Here is a 21,511-nt window from a genome sequence, read left to right as displayed (position 1 = left end):
GCGGACTAGGACGCGGAAGGGGCCGGTCCCGAACTCGCTCGAACGGTCAACTCCGGGGCGATCAGCACGACTTCGTCCTTGCCGCGCTCGTCGAGCTTGGCCACCAAGTGCTCCACCGCGTGCCGGCCCATCTCCTGCGCGGGGATGGCGACCGAGGTGAGCCGCACCGAGGCCTGGACGGCGACCTGGTCCGGGCAGATCGCGATCACGGAGACGTCCTCGGGCACGGCACGGCCCTGCTGGCGCAGCAGCGCGAGCAGCGGCTCGACCGCGGACTCGTTCTGTACGACGAACCCCGTGGTGTTCGGGCGTTCGTCGAGGACCCGCGCGAGGGTCACGGCCATCGCGTCGTACCCGCCCTCGCAGGGGCGGTGCAGCACGCGCAGGCCCAACTCCCGGGAGCGGGAGCGCAGTCCGTCGAGAGTGCGCTCGGCGAAGCCGGTGTGCCGCTCGTACACCGCGGGCGCCTCGCCGATGACAGCGATGTCACGGTGGCCGAGGACCGCCAGGTGTTCGGCACACAGCGCCCCCGTCGCGCCGAAGTCGAGGTCGACGCAGGTCAGCCCCGTGGTGTCGGCGGGCAGACCGATGAGCACGGACGGTTGGTCGGTGCCGCGCAGCAACGGCAGCCGCTCGTCGTCGAGTTCGACGTCCATCAGGATCATCCCGTCGGCGAGCCCGCTGCCGGTGACGCGGCGCACGGCATCGGGACCCTCCTCGCCGGTGAGCAGCAGTACGTCGTACCCGTGCGCGCGGGCCGTCGTCGCCACCGCGATGGCGATCTCCATCATCACGGGGACGTACATGTCGGTGCGGAGCGGAACCATCAGCGCGATGATGTTGGACCGGCTGCTCGCCAGGGCCCGGGCGCCCGCGTTGGGGTGATAGCCCAGCTCCTGGATGCTCCGCTCGACCCGCTGCCGGGTACCCGCGGAGATGGACCGCTTGCCGCTGAGCACATAGCTCACCGTGCTCGCCGAGACTCCGGCGTGCTGGGCGACCTCGGCGAGGGTGACCATCCAGCTCTCCATGCGTGTGTGAAGCGCTTCGACAGAGTGCGCTGCGGATAACGGGTGTGAGGGTGGCTTGACAGTAGCTCGACGGGTGGTGGGTGTCCATAGGTTGTCGAAGCGCTTCGACAATCAATTTCCGTACGACAGTTCCGGCCGTCTTTGTAGGTGCGGTCGGGCGGCGACGAAGTACGCGGCACCCTCTTCGTGGCCCGGCATCCACTGAAAGGACGTACGCGAACCGTCCCCCGGAAGGACCCCATATGCAACACCGCCGTCCCCGTTTCCTTCACGTTTCGAGCCGCCCGGACATCAAGGCGTCCTCGGTGGGCATCGGCTGATCGGCGCGCGAGGACTGGTGGGGTCGCCCCGAATCGGGTACATACGATCGGGTAGCACCGGTCGGTAACGTACGTCCGCAGGATCGGCGTACATCCGCATGATCGACGTACAGGCCCAAGATCCCTATTCGCGGCGAGGTGACCCTCATGTCCGCAACACCCCATCAGCCCACGGTCACGGAACGTGAGGCCCGACAGGTCGCCGAGGCCGCGCGCGAACAGGACTGGCGCAAGCCCAGTTTCGCGAAGGAGCTGTTCCTCGGCCGCTTCCGGCTCGACCTGATCCACCCGCACCCCATGCCCCCGGACGACGACGCACAGCGCGGTGAGGAGTTCCTCGCCAAGCTGCGCGACTTCTGCGAGACGAAAGTCGACGGCGCCCTGATCGAGCGCGAGGCCCGGATCCCGGACGAGGTGATCACCGGTCTCAAGGAGATCGGCGCCCTCGGCATGAAGATCGACACCAAGTACGGCGGCCTCGGCCTCACCCAGGTGTACTACAACAAGGCACTCGCGCTGGCGGGCTCGGCCAGCCCCGCGATCGGTGTCCTGCTCTCGGCCCATCAGTCGATCGGCGTACCGCAGCCGCTGAAGTTGTTCGGCACGCAGGAGCAGCGCGACCAGTTCCTGCCGCGCTGCGCCCGCACCGACATCAGCGCCTTCCTGCTGACCGAGCCGGACGTGGGCTCCGACCCGGCCAGGCTCGCCACGACGGCGATCCCGGAAGGCGACGACTACGTCCTCGACGGGGTGAAGCTCTGGACCACCAACGGTGTGGTCGCCGACCTCCTCGTCGTCATGGCACGCGTCCCGAAGTCCGAGGGCCACAAGGGCGGCATCACCGCCTTCGTCGTGGAGACCAACTCTTCCGGCATCACCGTGGAGAACCGCAACGCCTTCATGGGCCTGCGCGGCATCGAGAACGGCGTCACCCGCTTCCACCAGGTCCGGGTCCCCGCCGCCAACCGCATCGGTCCCGAGGGCGCCGGCCTGAAGATCGCCCTGACCACGCTCAACACCGGACGCCTCTCGCTGCCCGCGTCGTGCGTCGCGGCCGGCAAATGGTGCCTGAAGATCGCCCGCGAGTGGTCGGCGGCGCGTGAGCAGTGGGGCAAGCCGGTCGCCCACCACGAGGCGGTCGGCGCGAAGATCTCCTTCATCGCGGCCACCACCTTCGCCCTGGAGGCCGTTCTCGACCTGTCCTCGCAGATGGCCGACGAGGACCGCAACGACATCCGCATCGAGGGCGCGCTCGCCAAGCTGTACGCCTCCGAGATGGCCTGGCTGATGGCCGACGAACTCGTGCAGATCCGCGGCGGCCGGGGCTTCGAGACCGCCGAGTCCCTCGCCGCCCGCGGCGAGCGCGCGATCCCCGCCGAGCAGATCCTGCGCGACCTGCGCATCAACCGCATCTTCGAGGGCTCCACGGAGATCATGCACCTGCTGATCGCCCGCGAGGCCGTCGACGCCCACCTGTCGGTCGCGGGCGACCTGATCGACCCCGAGAAGTCCCTCTCCGACAAGGCCAAGGCGGGCGCGGGCGCCGGTCTGTTCTACGCCAAGTGGCTGCCGAAGCTGGTCGCGGGAGCCGGTCAACTCCCGGGCGCGTACGGCGACTTCCACCCGGACGGGCATGTCGACCTGTCGGGGCACCTGCGCTTCGTCGAGCGCACCGCCCGCAAGCTCGCCCGCTCCACCTTCTACGCCATGTCCCGCTGGCAGGGCCGGATGGAGACCAAGCAGGGATTCCTCGGCAGGATCGTCGACATCGGCGCCGAACTCTTCGCGATGAGCGCGGCCTGCGTCCGTGCCGAACTCCTGCGCACCACCGAGGACCACGGCCGCGAGGCCTACCAACTCGCCGACGTCTTCTGCCGTCAGGCCCGCATCCGCGTCGACGAACTCTTCGGCCGGTTGTGGACCAACACCGACGACCTCGACGGCAGGGTGGTCAAGGGCGTCCTGTCGGGCACCTACGAGTGGCTGGAGCACGGAATCATCGACCCGTCCGGCGAGGGCCCCTGGATCGCGGACGCCACGCCCGGACCGTCGAAACACGACAACCTCCACCGACCCATTCGGTGAATCCGGCCTCATCCGTCGAATTCTGCACCCGTAGGTGAAACGAGGGCCCTTTCGTCGACGTTTTCACAGGAATTCCCTGGAGTCCCGTCCGCCATTCCACTGCTTGCTGCACGGAAGTTGTGCGTCGACAATGAGTGGAATGGCGCCGGGAAAAGGACTTGAGGCGATCACCGGCAGGATCATGCGGGCCGGCGAGGGCCGGGTGCTGCGCAGACTGCAGCGCATCGCCGAACAGGTGGGCTTCCTGGCGGAGGAGTTCGAGAGGCTCAGCGACGAGGAACTCCAGGCCCTCACCCCGGAGTTCAGGCAGCGACACAAGAACGGCGAGAGCCTCGACGACCTGCTGCCCGAGGCCTTCGCCGCCATCCGCGAGGCCGCCCGCCGCACCCTCGGCATGCGCCACTTCGACGTCCAGGTCATGGGCGGCGCGGCCCTGCATCTCGGCAACATCGCCGAGATGCAGACCGGTGAGGGCAAAACCCTCGTCGCCACCCTGCCCGTTTATCTGAACGCCCTGTCCGGCAAGGGAGTTCACCTCGTCACGGTCAACGACTACCTCGCCGAACGTGACGCCGAGTGGATGGGCCGCGCCTACCGTTTCATGGGCCTGAGCGTCGGCGTCCTCAAGTCCGAGTCGACCCCGGCGCACCGGCGCGCCCAGTACGCCTGCGACATCACGTACGGCACCAATACCGAGTTCGGCTTCGACTACCTGCGCGACAACATGGCCTGGTCAAGGGACGAACTCGTGCAGCGCGGCCACCACTTCGCGATCGTCGACGAGGCCGACTCGATCCTCATCGACGAGGCCCGCACCCCTCTGATCATCTCCGGTCCGGCCGACCAGCCCACGCAGTGGTACGCGGCCTTCGCCAAGCTGGTGGAGCGCATGAAGGGCGTCCGCGTGCAGGAGGAGAACTTCACCACGCAGGCCGACAAGGACCACCTCGCCGAGCTGCGGGCCGGCCACGACTACGAGTACGACCCGAAGAAGCGCACCGTCGCGATCCTGGACCCCGGCGTGGAGTTCCTCCAGGACCAGCTGGGCATCGACAGCCTCTACGAGTCCGACCACACCCCGCTCATCGGGCATCTCAACAACGCGCTCAAGGCCAAGGAGCACTTCAGGAGGGACAAGGACTACGTCGTCGTGGACGGCGAGGTCCTCATCGTCGACGAGCACACCGGCCGTATCCTCGCGGGCCGCCGCTACAACGAGGGACTGCATCAGGCCATCGAGGCCAAGGAAGACGTGACGATCAAGGACGAGAACCAGACGCTCGCCACGATCACCCTGCAGAACTTCTTCCGCCTCTACGAAAAGCTCGCCGGCATGACCGGCACCGCCATGACGGAGGCGGCCGAGTTCCACCAGATCTACAAGCTGCACGTGGTCCCGATCCCCACCAACCGGCCGATGGTCCGCCGCGATCCTGGCGGACATCGCGGAAAGGCACGAGCAGGGCCAGCCGATCCTGGTCGGCACCACCTCGGTCGAGAAGTCCGAGATCCTCTCCGCGCACCTGCGCGAACACGGCATCCGGCACGAGGTGCTCAACGCCAAGAACCACCAGCGCGAGGCCCAGATCGTGGCCCAGGCCGGCCGCAGGGGAGCGGTCACCGTGGCCACCAACATGGCGGGCCGCGGCACCGACATCATGCTCGGCGGCAACCCGGAGGCGATGGCGCTCGCCGGCCTCCCCGAGGACGCGGGCGAGGAGGACCGCCGGGCCGCCGTCGAACGCGTCGCGGCGAAGGCCGCCACCGAGCACGACGAGGTCAAGGAACTCGGCGGCCTCTACGTCCTCGGCACCGAGCGCCACGAGTCCCGGCGCATCGACAACCAGCTGCGCGGCCGCTCGGGCCGCCAGGGCGACCCGGGCGCCTCCCGCTTCTACCTCTCGCTCCAGGACGACCTGATGCGGCTCTTCCGCGCCCAGGTGGTGGACCGGGTGATGTCGATGGCGAACGTCCCCGACGACGTCCCCATCGAGAACAAGATGGTCACCCGCGCCATCGCCTCCGCCCAGTCGCAGCTGGAGGGGCAGCACTTCGAGTCCCGCAAGGACGTCCTGAAGTTCGACGAGGTCCTCAACCGGCAGCGCACCCTCATCTACGCCGAGCGCCGCCGCGTCCTCGCGGGCGAGGACCTGCGCGAGCAGATCGTGCACTTCATGGACGACACGATCCGGGCGTACATCGGGCAGGAGACGAGCGAGGGCTTCGCCGAGGAATGGGACCTGGAGCGGCTGTGGGGCGCCCTCAGGCAGCTCTACCCGGTCCGGATCACCGTCGAGGAGCTGGAGGACGAGGCGGACGGCCGCGAGAACCTCACCGTCGACCGCCTGCTCGACGCGGTCACGAACGACATCCACTGCCGCTACGAGGACCGGGAGGCGGAACTGGGCGCCGAGGCACTGCGCGACCTGGAGCGCCTGGTCGTCCTCTCCGTCCTCGACCGCAAATGGCGCGAGCACCTCTACGAGATGGACTACCTCCGCGACGGCATCGGCCTGCGCTGGACGCTCGGCCGCGAGCCGATCATCGAGTACGAGCGCGAGGGCTTCGACATGTACGGCGCGATGACGGACGCCATCAAGGAGGAGTCCGTCGGCTACGTCTTCAACCTGGACGCCGCGGCCCCGGGGACCGAGACCCGCCGTGCTCCCACCGACGGCCTGCACTTCACCGCCCCGACGCTGGACACCGCGGAGGGCGTCGTCGAGGGTGACTTCACGCCGCCCGGCGCCGAAACCGCCGACGCCGCTTCCTCGGACGCCGCCCGCCCCGACACCACTCCCTCCGCCAAGGCCCCGGGCCCCGCCGACGGCTCCGGCAGGACCCGCGCCCCGGCCCGCCGCACCACCAAGTCGCGCAGACAGCGCCGCCGTAAGCGGTAGCCGGGAAGCCCCCTTTACCTGCCCCGGACGCTTTACGGCAACAATGGAGGGATGAGCGACAGTCCAGCCCCCCTCGCCGATCCGCATCTCGTCTTCGACCCCGTCGACGGGGACGGTCCGAGGGACGTGGTGATCCTCGGTTCCACCGGCTCGATCGGCACCCAGGCCATCGACCTCGTGCTGCGCAACCCCGACCGGTTCAGGGTCACCGGACTCTCCGCCGCCGGCGGCAGGGTCGCCCTCCTCGCCGAACAGGCCCACCGCCTGCGGGTGCGCACGGTCGCCGTCGCCCGCGAGGACGTCGTACCGGCGCTGCGCGAGGCCCTGACGGCGCGCTACGGGACGGGGGAGCCGCTCCCCGAGATCCTCACCGGAGCGGAGGCGGCCACTCACCTCGCCGCCTCCGACTGCCACACCGTGCTGAACGGAATCACGGGCTCCATCGGTCTCGCCCCGACCCTCGCCGCCCTGGAGGCGGGCCGCACCCTCGCGCTCGCCAACAAGGAGTCGCTCATCGTCGGCGGCCCGCTGGTGAAGGCGCTCGCCAAGCCCGGGCAGATCATCCCGGTCGACTCCGAGCACGCCGCCCTCTTCCAGGCCCTCGCCTCCGGCACCCGGGCCGACGTACGCAAACTCGTCGTCACCGCCTCCGGGGGCCCCTTCCGCGGACGTACGAAGGCCGAACTGGCGGACGTCACCCCCGAGGACGCCCTGAAGCACCCCACCTGGGCCATGGGACCGGTCATCACCGTCAACTCCGCGACCCTCGTCAACAAGGGGCTCGAAGTCATCGAGGCGCACCTCCTCTACGACATTCCCTTCGAACGCATTGAGGTGGTGGTGCATCCCCAGTCGTATGTCCACTCGATGGTTGAGTTCACGGACGGATCGACGATGGCCCAGGCGACGCCCCCCGACATGCGCGGGCCGATCGCCATCGGGCTCGGCTGGCCCGAGCGCGTTCCCGACGCGGCGCCCGCTTTCGACTGGACCAAGGCGTCGAACTGGGAGTTCTTTCCCCTCGACAACGACGCGTTTCCGTCGGTCGGGCTCGCCCGGCACGTGGGGCGGCTCGCGGGCACGGCTCCGGCAGTGTTCAATGCCGCCAACGAGGAGTGCGTGGACGCGTTCCTGAACGGCGCGCTGCCGTTCAACGGGATCATGGAGACCGTAACGAGCGTGGTCGAGGAACACGGCAGCCCTCGAACGGGAACTTCCCTGACCGTCGCGGACGTCCTCGAAGCGGAGACCTGGGCGCGTGCCCGGGCCCGTGAGCTGACCAAGACCACAGCGCACACGACCGCGGAGGCCCGTGCATGACGACCCTGATGATGATCCTCGGCATAGTCGTCTTCGCGATCGGCCTGCTGGTCTCGATCGCCTGGCACGAGCTGGGGCATCTGTCGACGGCCAAGCTCTTCGGCATTCGCGTGCCGCAGTACATGGTCGGTTTCGGCCCGACCATCTGGTCGCGCAAGAAGGGCGACACCGAGTACGGCATCAAGGCGGTCCCGCTCGGCGGCTACATCCGCATGATCGGCATGTTCCCGCCCGGACCCGACGGCAAGATCGAGGCCCGCTCCACCTCCCCCTTCCGGGGCATGGTCGAGGACGCCAGGTCGGCCGCCTTCGAGGAGCTCCAGCCCGGCGACGAGACCCGCCTCTTCTACACGCGCAAGCCGTGGAAGCGCGTCATCGTGATGTTCGCCGGCCCCTTCATGAACCTGATCCTCGCCGTCGCGATCTTCCTCGGCGTGATGATGACGTTCGGCGTCAACACCCAGACGACCACGGTCAGCACGGTCTCGCCGTGTGTCATCCAGGCCAGCGAGAACCGCGACAAGTGCACCAAGAAGGACCCGGTCGCGCCCGCCATGGACGCGGGGGTCAAGCCCGGTGACAAGATCGTCGGCTTCAACGGCAAGGCCGTCCCCGACTGGTCCGCGCTCCAGTCCGACATCCGCGCCAACCCCGGCAAGGCCGTCACGCTCACCGTCGAGCGCAAGGGCAAGCAGCTCGACCTGACCGCTCACCTGGTCAAGAACCAGGTGAGCAAGACCGACGGCAGCGGCGGCTACGTCGAGGGCAAGTACGTGTACGCGGGCTGGCTCGGCTTCACCCCCGCCGCCGGCATCGTCGAGCAGTCCTTCGGCCAGTCCGTCGACCGTATGGGCGACATGATGCAGAACGGCGTCGAGTCGCTGATCTCGCTGCCGGGCAAGGTCCCCGACCTGTGGGACGCGGCCTTCGGTGACGGCCCGCGCAAGGCGGACTCCCCGATGGGCGTGGTCGGCGCGGCCCGCGTCGGCGGTGACGTCTTCACCCTCGACATCCCCGCGTCCCAGCAGATCGCGATGATGCTGATGCTCGTCGCGGGCTTCAACCTCTCCCTCTTCCTGTTCAACATGCTCCCGCTGCTGCCGTTGGACGGCGGGCACATCGCGGGCGCGCTCTGGGAGTCGCTGAGGCGGGGCGCGGCGAAGCTGCTGCGCCGCCCGGACCCGGGCCCGTTCGACGTCGCGAAGCTGATGCCGGTGGCCTACGTGGTGGCCGGAATCTTCGTCTGCTTCACGATCCTGGTGTTCATCGCGGACGTCGTTAACCCGGTGAAAATCTCCTAGCAGGAAACTGTTCGCAGCGGTCGGGCACGCTTTGTGTCCGGCCGCTCACTATTGAGTGGGTTTACCTGCGGGATGTGCTCGGCCGCGGGGCGGTGCCGTAATCTCGAGGCCTGGAGCCCACGATTCCGGGACCTTGATCCACAACTTGGGGTTGCACAGCAGATGACTGCGATTTCTCTCGGCATGCCGTCCGTTCCGACCAAGCTCGCCGAGCGCCGCAAGAGCCGGCAGATCCAGGTCGGAACCGTGGCCGTGGGTGGAGACGCACCCGTCTCGGTGCAGTCGATGACGACGACGCGTACCTCCGACATCGGGGCCACGCTTCAGCAGATCGCCGAACTGACGGCGTCCGGCTGCCAGATCGTCCGCGTCGCCTGCCCCACGCAGGACGACGCCGACGCGCTCGCCACCATCGCCCGCAAGTCCCAGATCCCGGTCATCGCGGACATCCACTTCCAGCCGAAGTACGTCTTCGCGGCGATCGACGCCGGCTGCGCGGCCGTCCGCGTGAACCCCGGCAACATCAAGCAGTTCGACGACCAGGTCAAGGAGATCGCGCGGGCCGCGAAGGACACCGGCACCCCGATCCGCATCGGCGTCAACGCGGGCTCCCTCGACAAGCGGCTCCTCCAGAAGTACGGCAAGGCCACCCCCGAGGCGCTCGTCGAGTCCGCCCTCTGGGAGTGCTCGCTCTTCGAGGAGCACGACTTCCGCGACATCAAGATCTCGGTCAAGCACAACGACCCGGTCGTCATGGTCAACGCCTACCGCCAACTGGCCGCTGCCTGCGACTACCCCCTCCACCTCGGTGTCACCGAGGCGGGCCCCGCCTTCCAGGGCACCATCAAGTCGGCGGTCGCCTTCGGCGCGCTGCTCAGCGAGGGCATCGGCGACACGATCCGCGTCTCCCTGTCGGCGCCCCCCGTCGAAGAGGTCAAGGTCGGCCTCCAGATCCTCGAATCCCTCAACCTCAAGCAGCGCGGCCTGGAGATCGTCTCCTGCCCCTCCTGCGGCCGCGCCCAGGTCGACGTCTACAAGCTCGCCGAGGAGGTCACGGCAGGCCTCACCGGCATGGAGGTCCCGCTGCGCGTCGCGGTCATGGGCTGCGTCGTCAACGGCCCCGGCGAGGCCCGCGAGGCCGACCTCGGTGTCGCCTCCGGCAACGGCAAGGGCCAGATCTTCGTCAAGGGCGAGGTCATCAAGACCGTCCCCGAGTCGAAGATCGTCGAGACCCTGATCGAAGAGGCCATGAAGCTGGCCGAGCAGATGGAGGCCGACGGCATCACGTCGGGCGAGCCTTCGGTGTCGGTGGCGGGCTGACCGGAAGGTCCCTCGGAACACGGGACGGGCACAGGCGGAGGGGGGCGGTGACAACCCCCTTCCGCACAGGGCGGCGCAGCCAGTTTCCGCCAGGTACAGTGCGGAGATCAGCAGACCCCAGGGTGAGGGCCCCGCACGTGTTGACCCAGACGACCACCAGGGTCCTCGAACCGAGTGACCTGGACGCCGCGCTCGCAGTCCTCGACCGCGAGCCGGTCGCGAACGCTTTCGTCGCCTCCCGGGTGCAGGTCGCCGGCCTCGACCCGTGGCGCCTCGGCGGCGAGATGTGGGGCTGGTACGAGGACGGCATGCTGACGTCCCTCTGCTACGCCGGCGCGAACCTCGTCCCCATCTGCGCCACCCCACGCGCCGTCCGCGCCTTCGCCGACCGCGCCCGCCGCGCCGGCCGCCGCTGCTCCTCGGTCGTCGGCCCCGCCGAGGCCACCTCCCTCCTGTGGCGACTGCTGGAGCCCAGCTGGGGCCCCGCCCGGGACGTCCGCAGCAACCAGCCGCTGATGGTCACCGACCGGATGCCGACCGACATCGCCCCGGATCCGTACGTCCGCCGCATCCGCAAGGACGAGATGGAAACGATCATGCCGGCGTGCGTGGCGATGTTCACCGAGGAGGTCGGCGTCTCGCCGCTCGCCGGTGACGGCGGCCTCCTCTACCAGGCCCGGGTCGCCGAACTGGTCGGCGCCGGCCGCTCCTTCGCCCGCGTCGACCGGCACGGCAAGGTCGTCTTCAAGGCCGAGATCGGCGCCGCCACCCCGCGGGCCTGCCAGATCCAGGGCGTCTGGGTGGCCCCCGAGTACCGCGGCAAGGGCCTCGCCGCCCCCGGCATGGCGGCGGTCCTGCGCTATGCGCTGGCGGACGTGGCCCCGGTGGTGAGCCTGTACGTCAACGACTTCAACACCCCGGCGCGTGCCGCCTACCGGCGCGTGGGGTTCCAGGAGGTCGGGGCGTTCATGAGCGTCCTGTTCTGAGACAGGCCCTTTCCCGTACCCGAGAGTGCCGTTCAGGCACACGAACATGGCCTGTAGTCTCCCCGGCATGCTGCGCTTTCCCGGCCAGGGCCACCGCAACCCCGACGACGTGGTCATCGGCCCCCTGGACCTCGCCGCCCGGGTCGACGAGGCGCTCGCCGTGCAGGCACTGGCCTTCGGGCTCGGCGCCGACGAGATCGCCGTACGCCGCCAGATCGTGCTGCGGCACCTCACCCACCCGGGAGCCCGCGCCCTCGGCGCCACCACCGGCGACGGACGGCTCGTCGGCTTCGTCTACGGCATGCCCAACGACCGTACGCACTGGTGGTCCACGGTCGTCGAGCCCTATCTGCGCGCCCAGGACCGCGACGGCTGGCTCGACGACTCCTTCGTGATCACCGAGCTGCACGTCCACCCGCGCTACCAGAACCACGGCATCGGCCGGACCCTCATCACCACCATCACGGACAGCGCCGCCGAACCCCGCTCGATCCTCTCGGCGATCGACACGGAGAGCCCCGCCCGAGGGCTCTACCGCTCGCTCGGCTACGAGGACCTGGCCAGGCAGGTCCTCTTCCCCAGCGCCCCGAAGCCGTACGCCGTGATGGGCGCCCCCCTGCCCCTGCGCCGTCGCTAACCGATTTCCGCCGGGATGGGCCGCCCGGCTAACCTCCTAGCCACCACCCTTACGCAGCAGGAGTCGAGAACCATGGCCCAGGTCCAGCGCATGTCCCGTTTGATGATCAAGACACTGCGTGACGACCCGGCGGACGCCGAGACGCTCAACCACAAGCTGCTGGTGCGCGCGGGCTTCGTGCGTCGCAGCGCGGCCGGCATCTGGTCCTGGCTGCCGCTGGGCATGAAGGTCCTGGAGAACGTCGCCCGCGTGGTCCGCGAGGAGATGGACGACATGGGTGGCCAGGAGGTCCTGCTGCCGGCCCTGCTGCCCAAGGAGCCCTACGAGGCGACCGGCCGCTGGGAGGAGTACGGCCCCGAGCTGTTCCGCCTCAAGGACCGCAAGGGCGCGGAGTACCTCCTCGGCCCGACCCACGAGGAGATCTTCACCCAGCTGGTCAAGGACCAGTGCTCGTCCTACAAGGACCTGCCCGTGATCCTCTACCAGATCCAGACGAAGTACCGCGACGAGGCCCGTCCGCGCGCGGGCATCCTGCGCGGCCGCGAGTTCCAGATGAAGGACTCGTACTCGTTCGACACCACCGACGAGGGCCTCGCGCAGTCGTACGCCCTGCACCGCGAGACGTACATCAAGATCTTCAACCGCCTCGGCCTGGACCACCGCATCGTCTCCGCCGTCTCCGGCGCCATGGGCGGCTCGGCCTCCGAGGAGTTCCTCGCCCCGGCCCCCGCCGGCGAGGACACCTTCGTCGACTGCCCGGCCTGCGACTACGCGGCCAACACCGAGGCCGTCACCTACGTGGCCCCGGCCGCCGAAGCCGCCGAGCACCCCGCGGTCGAGGAGCTGGACACCCCCGACACCCCGACCATCGAGTCCCTCGCCGAACTCCTCGGCGTCCAGGCCTCGGCGACCCTCAAGAACCTCCTGGTCAAGGTCGACGGCGAGATCGTCGCCGTCGGTGTCCCCGGTGACCGCGAGGTCGACCTCGGCAAGCTCGGCGAGCACCTCGCCCCGGCCGAGGTCGAACTCGTCACGGCCGAGGACTTCGAGGGCCGTCCCGACCTCGTACGCGGCTACGTGGGCCCGCAGGGCCTGGACAAGGTCCGCTACATCGCCGACCCGCGCATCGCCGCCGGCACCTCCTGGATCACCGGCGCCAACAAGGTCAACACGCACGCGAAGAACGTCGTCGCGGGCCGTGACTTCGAGGTCGACGACTACCTCGACGTCGTCGTGGTCGAGGCGGGCGACCCCTGCCCCAAGTGCGGCACCGGCCTCAAGCTGGACCGCGCCATCGAGATCGGCCACATCTTCCAGCTGGGCCGCAAGTACGCCGACGCCTTCCAGCTCGACGTGCTCGGCCAGAACGGCAAGCCGGTCCGCGTGACCATGGGCTCGTACGGCATCGGCGTCTCCCGTGCGGTCGCGGCGCTCGCCGAGCAGACCGCGGACGAGCAGGGCCTGTGCTGGCCCAAGGAGATCGCTCCCGCCGACGTCCACCTGGTCGCCGCGGGCAAGGCCCTGCAGACCGAACTGGCCCTCGACGTCGCCGAGAAGCTGGGCGCGGCGGGCGTGCGCGTCCTGGTCGACGACCGCGCGGGCGTCTCGCCGGGCGTGAAGTTCACCGACGCGGAGCTCATCGGCGTACCGCAGATCCTGGTCGCCGGCCGTCGCTCCGCCGAGGGTGTCCTGGAGCTCAAGGACCGCAAGACCGGCGAGCGCGAGGAGCTCACGGTCGACGAGGCGATCGCCCGCCTCACGGCCTGACGGCCCGCCGATCGGGCGGAGGGGTGCTTCTTTCGCCCCCTCCGCCCCTTCCCCGCCCGTGTTCCGGGGCGCCGCCCCTGGACCCCCGCGCCTCAGACGCCGGAGGGGCTGAATTTTTCAGCCCCCTACAGCCACCCTGCGAACTCCAGCAGCAGCTCCGCGTCCTGGAGGCGGCCGACCCGCCGGGCCCGTACGCCCGACTCGACCGCCCGGAACAGCGTCCAGCCCCGCAGCCGTTCCTGGTCCACCTCCAGTGACTCGGCGAGCCGCTTCACCCGGCGCCGGGTGATCGACGCGCCGGACGGGGAGGCGATCAGGTCCTCCACCCGGTCGCGGACCAGCCGGGCCAGGTCGAACGCGCACTCGCCGACCACCGGGTCGGGGCCCACGGCCAGCCAGGGCATGCGCTCACCGGCGAGCACCTTGCTCTGCCGGAAGGTGCCGTGCAGCAGCCGCTGCGCGGGAGGGTCGGCGAGCAGCTCCTCGCGGGCCGCGAGCGCCGTGTCCACCAGCGCCGCGACCTCGGCGTCCTCGCCGACGCCCGCCCGCATCGCCGCGGCCTGCCGCCCGGTCCGCTCTGCCACCGTCTCGAAGACATGAGCCGCGGGCGGCTCGACCCACAGTCGACGCAGCGTCCCCGCCGCCTCCAGCAGTGCCTTCGCCTCGGGCAGCGACCGCACCGACAGATCGGGCTGGAGCCGTTCCAGGAGGAGTACGCCCTCGGTGTCGCCGGGGTTGAGCAGCTGCACCGCGCCCCGGCCGTCCCAGTGGGCGAGCCCGGCCCGCTCGCTCGCCGGCCGGGCGCGCTCGGGCGCCAGTTTCAGCACGGCGGGTGTCCCGTCGATCAACCGCACCAGCACCACCAGGCTGCTGCGCCCACCGGGCGCCTGCACCCGCTCGACGGTCAACTCGCGTAGATCCACGGCCTGTCGAGCCAGCTCCGGCAGCCTCTCCAGCCACTCGCCGGCGCCACCGACTCCGCCTGAGCCGTCGGACCCGTTGTGCCGCGTCTCGCCGAGTGCCCGCACGAGGCGCTGTGGCGGTTCGAAAGCCATACGCGAGATGTTCCCTTCGAGGTCGCGACGCGTGGGCGCTGCCCACACGTCGACTGCCCACGTGTGCGGTGTGTACATGTGCGGTGCGGTGCGGGCGTGTGCGGCGCGGCCATGTACAGCGTCGACATGTGGGGCGTGTACATGTGCGACGCCTCTATGTCTGGCGTCTACGTGCCCGGTGCTGCCGACACGGAAGGCGCGCTCGTGGCTGTGTCCGTGCCCGTGGCCGCCGCCCGCTCGGCGAGACCAGGGAAGGCTACGCTCTCGCCGCTCCAGCGCACTGCCCGCACCGCCGCCTCCCGCAGCGCCTCGGCGGCCGTACGCCGCCGGTCGCCCGCTGAGGCCCGTACGAGGTCGGAGTACACCCCGGCCACCCGCTCCTCCAGCTCCGCGGCGAGCCGTACGGCCGCCGCCGAGTCCGGTACCGGGAAGGGCAGCGCGTATCCGGCGGACGCGGCCACGGGCTTGCCGCCCAGGTCCCGTACGGCCCGCACCAGCGCGTCGCGCCGCGCCCGGTGCGCCGCGTACGCCGCCCGCGCCTCGTCCCGTCGGCCTTCCTGGACCTTGCCGCCGACCACGCCGTACCCGTACACGGCGGCGTGCTCGGCCCCGAGCGCGGCCTGCAGAGCCCGCAGCTCAGCCTCTTCGGCCGTCGCGCTGCCCGTCCCGCTCGTCGTCAGGCTCACTTCGCCCCCTCCGTCAGCAGAAACGCGTGTGCGGCACCGGCCGCCGCCACCGAGGCCAGCAGCCTGGCCAGCTCGCCCGGCGCCTCCACCAGCGTCTTCGTGCGCTCGTCCGCCAAGGTGCGCTCGGCCGCCGCGAGCTCGGCGAGCGCGTCCTTCTCCGTGGCCGGAACGGCAGGGGAGCCGCCGGCCGAAGCCGGTGCCGACTCCGAAACCGGCGCGGACGCAGACGCAGACGCAGACGCAGACGCCGAGGAGGACGCCCGGCCACCGCCTCCGCTCCCACCCCCGAACGCCTCCGCATGCCGTACGACCTCGGCACGCAGCGGCCGCAGCCGCCCCTCCAGCGGTGGATGCGCGGCGATCACGGCGGCGTACCGCCCGGCCAGCGTCTCGCTGTCGCGCGCCGCACGCGCGCGTGCCCGGTCGGCGGCCGAGGGGCTTCCGCCGGTGGTGTCGGTGGTGGACTCGGGGGCGGAACAGCCCGCGAGCACCAGGGCGCCCGCGGCCGAAGCGAGCAGGCTCCTTCGGCGCGGCCCCGAGGGGGTGCGCGGCGGCAGGGTGAACGGCACGGCAGACGTCCTCGGCAGGCTCGTACGAACGGGAGGGCGGCACGCCCGTGATCACGGTACCCGCGTCCGGGGCGATCACCGGCCAGCGGCTCTCCCGCAACCGCGCCCCGCGCCCGCACGGGCCGAAGTGCGTCTCCGGTGGACGGCAACACCCTCCGGGACCGGATACCCTTTGACCTGACACGCGACCTACCCACAACAGCACACGCGGCCGAGGAGTCACCCGGATGAGCACCACCCAGAGCGAGAGGCTGCGAGAACTCCTGGAACCGCTCGTCAGCTCCCAGGGACTCGATCTCGAGGAGATCGCGGTGGACTCGGTCGGGCGCAAGCGGGTGCTGCGTGTCGTCGTCGACTCGGATGCCGGTGCCGACCTCGACCAGATCGCCGATGTGAGCCGCGCGCTCTCGGCGAAGCTCGACGAGAGCGACCTGATGGGTCCGGGCGAGTACGACCTGGAGGTCGGTACCCCGGGTGCCGAACGAGAGCTCACCGAGCACCGCCACTACGTACGCGCCGTCGACCGCCTGGTGAAGTTCAAGCTGACCGAGGCCGCCGGTGGCGGCGAACTGGTCGCGAGAATCCTCTCGGTGGACGACGAGGGCGTCGACACCGAAGTGCCCGGCGTGAAGGGCCGCAAGGCCACCGCCGGGCGACTCGCCTTCGATGACGTCGCCAAGGCGCGCGTCCAGGTCGAGTTCAACCGTAAGAACAAGAACGAAGAGACCGAAGAGAACGCAGAGGAGGCGTAGCCGTGGACATCGACATGAGTGCCCTGCGGGGTTTGGTGCGGGAGAAGGAGATCTCCTTCGACCTGCTGGTCGAGGCGATCGAGTCGGCCCTCCTCATCGCCTACCACCGCACCGAGGGAAGCCGCCGTCACGCGCGCGTGGAGCTCAACCGGGAGACCGGCCATGTGACCGTGTGGGCGAAGGAGGACCCCGAGGACCTGGAGGAGGGGCAGGAGGCACGCGAGTTCGACGACACCCCGTCGGGCTTCGGCCGTATCGCCGCCACCACCGCCAAGCAGGTCATCCTGCAGCGCCTGAGGGACGCCGAGGACGACGCGACGCTCGGCGAGTACGCGGGCCGCGAGGGCGACATCGTCACCGGTGTCGTCCAGCAGGGCCGCGACCCGAAGAACGTGCTGGTGGACATCGGCAAGCTGGAGGCCATCCTGCCCGTCCAGGAGCAGGTGCCCGGTGAGTCGTACCAGCACGGCCTGCGCCTGCGGTCGTACGTCGTCCGGGTCGCGAAGGGCGTGCGCGGTCCCTCCGTGACGCTCTCGCGCACGCACCCCAACCTGGTGAAGAAGCTCTTCGCGCTGGAGGTGCCGGAGATCGCCGACGGTTCCGTCGAGATCTCCGCGATCGCCCGCGAGGCCGGCCACCGCACGAAGATCGCCGTCCGGTCCACCCGGTCGGGGCTCAACGCCAAGGGCGCCTGCATCGGCCCGATGGGCGGCCGGGTGCGCAATGTGATGGCCGAGCTGAACGGCGAGAAGATCGACATCGTCGACTGGTCGGACGACCCGGCGGAGATGGTCGCGAACGCCCTTTCCCCGGCCCGGGTCTCCAAGGTCGAGGTCGTCGACCTCGCGGCCCGCTCCGCGCGGGTGACGGTCCCCGACTACCAGCTGTCGCTGGCGATCGGCAAGGAAGGGCAGAATGCCCGGCTTGCGGCCCGCCTCACCGGCTGGCGCATCGACATCCGTCCCGACACCGAACAGCCCGGGAGCGGGGACGGGGAATAGATCTGAGCCGTAAGTGGCTTGGATCACGACAACAACCGTTCGACTTTTGCCCCAAAGGGGTGAGGTCGGTGCGGGGAGGTAGACTTAAGAGTGTCTGGCCGGACGCGAGCCCGCGCATGCCCTGAGCGCACCTGTGTGGGGTGCCGGGAGCGAGCGGCCAAGAGCGATCTGCTGCGCACCGTGGCGGTCGAGGGCGAATGTGTCCCCGATCTTCGCGGTACGCTGCCCGGCCGGGGTGCGTATGTGCACCCCGCCCTGGTCTGTCTCGACCTGGCGGTCCGCCGCCGGGCGTTCACGAGGGCGCTGCGTGCCCCGGGAGCGCTCGACACAGCGGCGTTGCGTCTCTACGTCGAGCAGGCAACACCGTAAGACGTGTCGTACGGAACCTCCGTGCGGCCCTGGTACCCCGCGAGTTGGAAGTAGGTCGAGATTGCGATGAGCACTCGATGAGCACGCGATGAGTACGCCCATGAAGTAGCGACGGTCCGGACGCAACCCGGACCTAAAAGGAGCGAAGTGGCTAAGGTCCGGGTATACGAACTCGCCAAGGAGTTCGGGGTGGAGAGCAAGGTCGTCATGGCCAAGCTCCAAGAACTCGGTGAATTCGTCCGTTCGGCGTCCTCGACGATCGAGGCGCCCGTTGTACGCAAGCTGACTGATGCCCTCCAGCAGGGCAGCGGAGGCGGCAAGCCCGCCCCGCGCAAGGCTGCCCCGGCGAGGCCGGCAGCCCCCTCTCCCGCGCAGGCCGCCCGTCCGGCAGCCCCGCGCCCGCCGGCCCCGAAGCCGGCCGCTGCGGAGACGCCCGCGGCCGCTGCTCCGGTGACCCCGGCTGCTGCGGGCCCGCGTCCGGGCCCCAAGCCCGCCCCGAAGCCCGCTCCGGCGGCTCCGGCTCCGGCGGTGCCCGAGTTCACCGCGCCCCCGTCGGCCCCCGCGGCTCCGGCCGCCGGTGCAGGCGCAGGTGCCGCACGTCCGGGTGCCCGTCCCGGCGCCCCGAAGCCCGGTGGCGCTCGTCCGGCCGGTCCCGCGCAGGGCGGCCAGGGCCGTGGTGACCGTCCCGAGCGCGGCGACCGTCAGGGTGGCGCGTCGCGTCCCGGCGGCCAGGCCCCGCGTCCGGGCGCTCGTCCGGCCGGTCCCCGTCCGGGCAACAACCCGTTCACCTCGGGTGGCTCCACCGGCATGGCGCGCCCGCAGGCGCCCCGTCCGGGTGGCGCCCCGCGTCCCGGTGGTGACCGTCCTGGTGGCGCTCCGCGTCCGCAGGGCGCGGGTCAGGACCGTGCTCCCCGTCCCCAGGGCGGTCCCGGCGGCGCTCCGCGTCCGCAGGGCGGTCCGGGCGGTGCCCGTCCGACCCCCGGCGGCATGCCCCGCCCGCAGGGCGGCGCTCCGCGTCCGGGCGGTGGCCCCGGTGGCAACCGTCCCAACCCCGGCATGATGCCGCAGCGTCCCGCTGCGGGTAGCCCGCGTCCCGGCGGTGGCCCCGGTGGCCGCGGTCCCGGTGGCGGCGGCGGTCGTCCCGGTGGTCCCGGTGGCGGCGGCGGTCGTCCGGGTGGCGGCGGCTTCGCCGGTCGTCCCGGTGGCGGCGGTGGCGGTTTCGCCGGTCGTCCGGCCGGTCCCGGTGGCGGTGGCGGCGGTTTCGCCGGTCGTCCCGGTGGTCCCGGCGGTGGCGGCGGCGGTCGTCCCGGCTTCGGTGGCCGTCCCGGTGGTCCCGGTGGCCGTGGTGGCACACAGGGCGCCTTCGGTCGCCCCGGTGGTCCCGCGCGTCGTGGTCGCAAGTCGAAGCGGCAGAGGCGCCAGGAGTACGAGGCCATGCAGGCCCCGTCGGTCGGCGGCGTGATGCTGCCTCGCGGCAACGGACAGTCCGTCCGCCTGTCGCGCGGTGCTTCGCTCACCGACTTCGCCGAGAAGATCGGCGCCAACCCGGCGTCGCTCGTCGGCGTGATGATGAACCTCGGCGAGATGGTCACTGCCACGCAGTCCGTCTCCGACGAGACGCTGAAGCTCCTCGCGGACGAGATGAACTTCGTCCTCGAGATCGTCAGCCCCGAGGAGGAGGACCGCGAGCTGCTCGAGTCCTTCGACATCGAGTTCGGCGAGGACGAGGGCGACGAGGAAGACCTGGTGGTCCGTCCGCCGGTCGTCACCGTCATGGGTCACGTCGACCACGGCAAGACCCGCCTCCTCGACACCATCCGCAAGACGAACGTCGTCGCGGGCGAGGCCGGCGGTATCACGCAGCACATCGGCGCGTACCAGGTCGCCACCGAGGTCAACGGTGAAGAGCGCAGGATCACCTTCATCGACACCCCCGGTCACGAGGCGTTCACCGCCATGCGTGCCCGTGGTGCCAAGTCGACCGACATCGCGATCCTCGTGGTGGCGGCCAACGACGGTGTGATGCCCCAGACGATCGAGGCGCTGAACCACGCCAAGGCGGCCGACGTGCCGATCGTGGTCGCGGTCAACAAGATCGACGTCGAGGGCGCGGACCCGACCAAGGTGCGCGGTCAGCTCACCGAGTTCGGTCTGGTGGCCGAGGAGTACGGCGGCGACACGATGTTCGTCGACATCTCCGCCAAGCAGGGTCTGAACATCGACCAACTGCTGGAGGCCGTGGTCCTGACCGCGGACGCCTCGCTCGACCTGCGGGCCAACCCGGAGCAGGACGCGCAGGGTATTGCGATCGAGTCCCACCTCGACCGCGGACGCGGTGCCGTTTCGACGGTCCTGGTCCAGCGCGGCACGCTGCGCATCGGCGACACCATGGTGGTCGGCGACGCGTACGGCCGTGTCCGGGCGATGCTCGACGACAACGGCAACAACGTCGAGGAAGCGGGTCCGTCGACCCCCGTCCTGGTCCTGGGTCTCACCAACGTCCCGGGTGCCGGCGACAACTTCCTGGTCGTCGACGAGGACCGCACGGCCCGTCAGATCGCCGAGAAGCGCGCGGCGCGCGAGCGCAACGCCAACTTCGCCCGGCGTGGCGTCCGGTTCTCCCTGGAGAACCTGGACGAGGCCCTCAAGGCCGGCCTGGTGCAGGAACTCAACCTCATCATCAAGGGCGACGCGTCCGGTTCGGTGGAGGCTCTCGAGTCCTCGCTGCTCCAGCTCGACGTCGGCGACGAGGTCGACATCCGCGTCCTGCACCGCGGTGTGGGTGCGGTCACCGAGTCCGACATCAACCTGGCGACCGGCTCCGACGCCATCGTCATCGGCTTCAACGTCCGCGCTGCGGGCCGCGCGGCGCAGATGGCGGAGCGCGAAGGCGTCGACGTCCGGTACTACTCGGTGATCTACCAGGCCATCGAGGAGATCGAGGCGGCCCTCAAGGGCATGCTCAAGCCGGAGTACGAGGAGGTCGAGCTCGGCACGGCGGAGATCCGCGAGGTCTTCAAGTCGTCCAAGCTGGGCAACATCGCCGGTGTCCTGGTCCGCTCCGGAGAGGTCAAGCGCAACACCAAGGCGCGCCTCGTCCGCGACGGCAAGGTCATCGCGGAGAGCCTCAACATCTCCGGTCTGCGTCGCTTCAAGGACGACGTCACCGAGATCCGCGAAGGGTTCGAGGGCGGTATCAACCTCGGCAACTTCAACGACATCAAGGTCGACGACGTCATCGCGACGTACGAGATGCGCGAGAAGCCCCGCTCGTAGAGCGCGGTCCACTCGGTATCCGAGTATCGGTCCGGTCCGGGGCCGGTCGGCGGAGAGTAATTTCCGTCGATCGGCCCCGGCCGTTCGTTGTACGGTTCTGATGACCCTGCCAAGAGCCTTGGCAGGGCGTCTATCC

At 70.3% G+C, this 21,511-nt stretch carries 15 protein-coding genes and 1 pseudogene; 12 read left to right on the top strand and 4 right to left on the bottom strand.

The window, feature by feature from the left end:
- Nucleotides 1–5: 5 nt before the first annotated feature.
- A complete protein-coding gene (locus ACN6LB_RS13165; RefSeq protein ID WP_356143910.1) occupies nucleotides 6–1,019 on the bottom strand; it encodes a LacI family DNA-binding transcriptional regulator in 1,014 nt (337 codons plus the stop codon).
- 479 nt (nucleotides 1,020–1,498) lie between these two features.
- Here ACN6LB_RS13165 and ACN6LB_RS13160 point away from each other — a divergent pair, with 479 nt between their 5' ends.
- The 8 genes and pseudogenes from ACN6LB_RS13160 to ACN6LB_RS13125 all read left to right on the top strand — a co-directional run bounded on the left by ACN6LB_RS13160 (nucleotide 1,499) and on the right by ACN6LB_RS13125 (nucleotide 13,667).
- Nucleotides 1,499–3,436 (top strand): acyl-CoA dehydrogenase family protein, encoded by a 1,938-nt coding sequence (locus ACN6LB_RS13160; RefSeq protein ID WP_445025957.1) that lies wholly within the window; start codon nucleotides 1,499–1,501, stop codon nucleotides 3,434–3,436.
- A 139-nt stretch (nucleotides 3,437–3,575) separates the two neighbouring features.
- Nucleotides 3,576–6,336, top strand: a pseudogene (gene secA / locus ACN6LB_RS13155) (preprotein translocase subunit SecA).
- 51 nt (nucleotides 6,337–6,387) lie between these two features.
- Nucleotides 6,388–7,656: a 1-deoxy-D-xylulose-5-phosphate reductoisomerase gene (gene dxr, locus ACN6LB_RS13150; protein ID WP_445025956.1), complete on the top strand. Its 1,269-nt coding sequence runs from the start codon at nucleotides 6,388–6,390 to the stop codon at nucleotides 7,654–7,656.
- Nucleotides 7,653–8,957, top strand: coding sequence for a M50 family metallopeptidase (locus ACN6LB_RS13145; protein WP_356143917.1), 1,305 nt, complete (start codon nucleotides 7,653–7,655; stop codon nucleotides 8,955–8,957). Before dxr ends, ACN6LB_RS13145 begins: the two co-directional genes overlap by 4 nt.
- Nucleotides 8,958–9,119: 162 nt before the next feature.
- Entirely contained in the window at nucleotides 9,120–10,277 is a 1,158-nt protein-coding gene (gene ispG, locus ACN6LB_RS13140; RefSeq protein WP_445025955.1) for a flavodoxin-dependent (E)-4-hydroxy-3-methylbut-2-enyl-diphosphate synthase, read from the top strand.
- A gap of 137 nt (nucleotides 10,278–10,414) precedes the next feature.
- Nucleotides 10,415–11,263, top strand: a complete 849-nt coding sequence (locus ACN6LB_RS13135) for a GNAT family N-acetyltransferase (protein WP_356143921.1) — start codon at nucleotides 10,415–10,417, stop codon at nucleotides 11,261–11,263.
- A gap of 67 nt (nucleotides 11,264–11,330) precedes the next feature.
- Nucleotides 11,331–11,900 carry a GNAT family N-acetyltransferase gene (locus ACN6LB_RS13130; RefSeq protein ID WP_356143925.1) on the top strand — a complete coding sequence of 190 codons (570 nt, stop codon included), beginning with the start codon at nucleotides 11,331–11,333 and terminating at the stop codon, nucleotides 11,898–11,900.
- 72 nt (nucleotides 11,901–11,972) lie between these two features.
- The gene (locus ACN6LB_RS13125) at nucleotides 11,973–13,667 is read left to right on the top strand and encodes a proline--tRNA ligase (protein ID WP_445025954.1); all 1,695 of its coding nucleotides are present in this window, start codon (nucleotides 11,973–11,975) and stop codon (nucleotides 13,665–13,667) included.
- Between the two features lie 125 nt (nucleotides 13,668–13,792).
- Here the strand turns inward: ACN6LB_RS13125 and ACN6LB_RS13120 are convergent, their stop codons facing one another.
- The 3 genes from ACN6LB_RS13120 to ACN6LB_RS13110 all read right to left on the bottom strand — a co-directional run bounded on the left by ACN6LB_RS13120 (nucleotide 13,793) and on the right by ACN6LB_RS13110 (nucleotide 15,977).
- Nucleotides 13,793–14,722, bottom strand: a complete 930-nt coding sequence (locus ACN6LB_RS13120) for an aminoglycoside phosphotransferase family protein (RefSeq protein ID WP_445025953.1) — start codon at nucleotides 14,720–14,722, stop codon at nucleotides 13,793–13,795.
- A 167-nt stretch (nucleotides 14,723–14,889) separates the two neighbouring features.
- Nucleotides 14,890–15,408 (bottom strand): ferritin-like domain-containing protein, encoded by a 519-nt coding sequence (locus tag ACN6LB_RS13115; RefSeq protein ID WP_445025952.1) that lies wholly within the window; start codon nucleotides 15,406–15,408, stop codon nucleotides 14,890–14,892.
- Nucleotides 15,405–15,977, bottom strand: a complete 573-nt coding sequence (locus tag ACN6LB_RS13110) for a hypothetical protein (protein WP_445025951.1) — start codon at nucleotides 15,975–15,977, stop codon at nucleotides 15,405–15,407. The genes ACN6LB_RS13115 and ACN6LB_RS13110 overlap by 4 nt, the downstream gene beginning before the upstream one ends.
- A gap of 227 nt (nucleotides 15,978–16,204) precedes the next feature.
- Here ACN6LB_RS13110 and rimP point away from each other — a divergent pair, with 227 nt between their 5' ends.
- The 4 genes from rimP to infB all read left to right on the top strand — a co-directional run bounded on the left by rimP (nucleotide 16,205) and on the right by infB (nucleotide 21,375).
- Complete coding sequence (rimP, locus tag ACN6LB_RS13105; RefSeq protein ID WP_356149509.1) at nucleotides 16,205–16,729, top strand: ribosome maturation factor RimP; 525 nt, start codon at nucleotides 16,205–16,207, stop codon at nucleotides 16,727–16,729.
- 2 nt (nucleotides 16,730–16,731) lie between these two features.
- Complete coding sequence (gene nusA / locus ACN6LB_RS13100) at nucleotides 16,732–17,730, top strand: transcription termination factor NusA (RefSeq protein ID WP_356149505.1); 999 nt, start codon at nucleotides 16,732–16,734, stop codon at nucleotides 17,728–17,730.
- A gap of 90 nt (nucleotides 17,731–17,820) precedes the next feature.
- Nucleotides 17,821–18,099 carry a YlxR family protein gene (locus ACN6LB_RS13095; RefSeq protein ID WP_356149502.1) on the top strand — a complete coding sequence of 93 codons (279 nt, stop codon included), beginning with the start codon at nucleotides 17,821–17,823 and terminating at the stop codon, nucleotides 18,097–18,099.
- 147 nt (nucleotides 18,100–18,246) lie between these two features.
- Nucleotides 18,247–21,375, top strand: a complete 3,129-nt coding sequence (infB, locus tag ACN6LB_RS13090; protein ID WP_445025950.1) for a translation initiation factor IF-2 — start codon at nucleotides 18,247–18,249, stop codon at nucleotides 21,373–21,375.
- Nucleotides 21,376–21,511: the final 136 nt, after the last annotated feature.

Source organism: Streptomyces sp. SAS_270 (genome assembly GCF_052543295.1).
Note: the sequence above shows the minus strand (reverse complement) of the source record. Positions and strands in the feature narration are given on the sequence as shown.